General features: G+C 68.9%; 3 protein-coding genes. All 3 read left to right on the forward strand.

What is annotated here, in order from left to right; all coding sequences use genetic code 11:
- The coding region (locus WA944_RS16665; RefSeq protein ID WP_526647151.1) for an FAD-dependent monooxygenase at positions 1–667 on the forward strand (667 nt) is incomplete at its 5' end.
- Positions 668–672: 5 nt separating this feature from the next.
- A complete protein-coding gene (locus tag WA944_RS16670; protein WP_526647152.1) occupies positions 673–1,506 on the forward strand; it encodes an FAD binding domain-containing protein in 834 nt (277 codons plus the stop codon).
- On the forward strand, positions 1,503–1,680 hold a 178-nt coding region (locus WA944_RS16675; RefSeq protein WP_526647153.1), incomplete at its 3' end, for a 2Fe-2S iron-sulfur cluster-binding protein. The genes WA944_RS16670 and WA944_RS16675, both read left to right, overlap by 4 nt.

The following is a 1,680-nucleotide window of genomic DNA, read 5'->3' on the forward strand; positions in this document are numbered from 1 at the left end:
CCCGGTGACCCGGCGCTACGCCGGGTACGTGAACTTCAACGGGTTGGTCGACGCCGACGATTCGATCGGTGCCGCCACGGAATGGACCACCTACGTCGGCGACGGCAAGCGGGTCTCGGTGATGCCCATCGCGGGCGGACGGTTCTACTTCTTCTTCGACGTGGTCGAACCCCAAGGATCGCCCTACGAGAAGGGCAGTGCGCGTGAGGCTCTACGTGCACACTTCGCGGACTGGGCACCAGGGGTGCAGACGCTGATCGACAAACTCGACCCAGCCACCACCAACCGGGTCGAGATCCTCGACCTGGATCCGTTCTACACCTGGGTCCGGGGCCGTGTCGCAGTGCTCGGCGATGCCGCCCACAACACCACCCCCGACATCGGGCAGGGTGGCTGCTCGGCGATGGAGGACGCGGTGGCACTGCAGTGGGCGTTTCGGGATCACCCCGATGACGTTCCTGCGGCCCTGGCCGCCTACCAGCAGTCGCGGGCCGAACGGGCCGGCGAGCTGGTGCTTCGGGCGCGTAAGCGATGCGACGTCACCCACGCCAAAGATCCGGAGAAGGCCGCCGAATGGTACGCCGAGCTGCGAGAGGAGGACGGCACCAACATCATTCGCGGTATCGTCGGCAACATCGTGGGCGGGCCGTTGACCCCGGTCAGCTGACGTCCATGGACCTCAACACCGTCGAGACGATGTCCGTCCCCGCCTGCCGCGACGACCTGTGGCCGGTCGGCCCCGGGGACGCGATCCTCGCCGGGGGCACCTGGTTGTTCTCCGAACCCCAGCCACACATCCGCCGGCTGATCGACATCACCCGTCTCGGCTGGACGCCGATCACCGTCGCCGACAACGGAATCGAACTCGCCGCGACGTGCACCCTGAAAGAGTTGTCGCAACTGACGTCCCAGCTGGCCGCCACCCGCCCCGAGTGGACGGCAGCGCCTCTGCTGCGCCAGTGCTGCACCGCCCTGCTCGCGTCGTTCAAGATCTGGGCGACGGCGACCATCGGCGGCAACATCTGCCTGTCGCTCCCCGCCGGTGCGATGATCTCGCTCACGTCGGCTCTCGACGCCGAGCTGACGATCTGGCGCGCCGACGGCACCGACCACCGCCCGCCGGTCACCGACTTCGTCACCGGGGTGGCCACCAACACCCTGGGCGACGGGGACGTCCTACGTTCGGTGTGGCTGCCCGTCGCCGCGCTGCGTGCGACCACGGCCTACCGCCAGCTCGCGCCGTCCCCACTGGGCCGCTCGGGGATCGTCGTCATCGGCAGGCGCGACACCGCCGCCGACGGTGGCCGGTTCGTGTTGTCGGTGACCGCAGCCACCGTGCGCCCCCACGTCTTCACCTTTCCCACCACCCCCAGCGCCGCCGAGCTGACCGCCGCACACCAGAGCATCGGCGAGGACGCCTGGACCCGGGACGCTCACGGCGACCCCGACTGGCGGCGCGCCATGACCCCCGTGCTGGCCGAGCAGATCCGCCGGGAACTGGCATGAGCATCCGAGTGAACGGGTCTGAGGCACAGGCCATTCCGGGTGCCGGTCAGTGTCTACGAAGCTATCTGCGCGAGCACGGCCACTTCGAGGTGAAGAAGGGCTGCGACGCAGGTGACTGCGGCGCATGCTCGGTGCTGGTCGACGGCGAGGCGGTGCACTCGTGTGTGTTTCCGG

Origin of the sequence: Mycobacterium sp., assembly GCF_049683355.1 — a bacterium.
Classification (GTDB): Bacteria; Actinomycetota; Actinomycetes; order Mycobacteriales; family Mycobacteriaceae; genus Mycobacterium.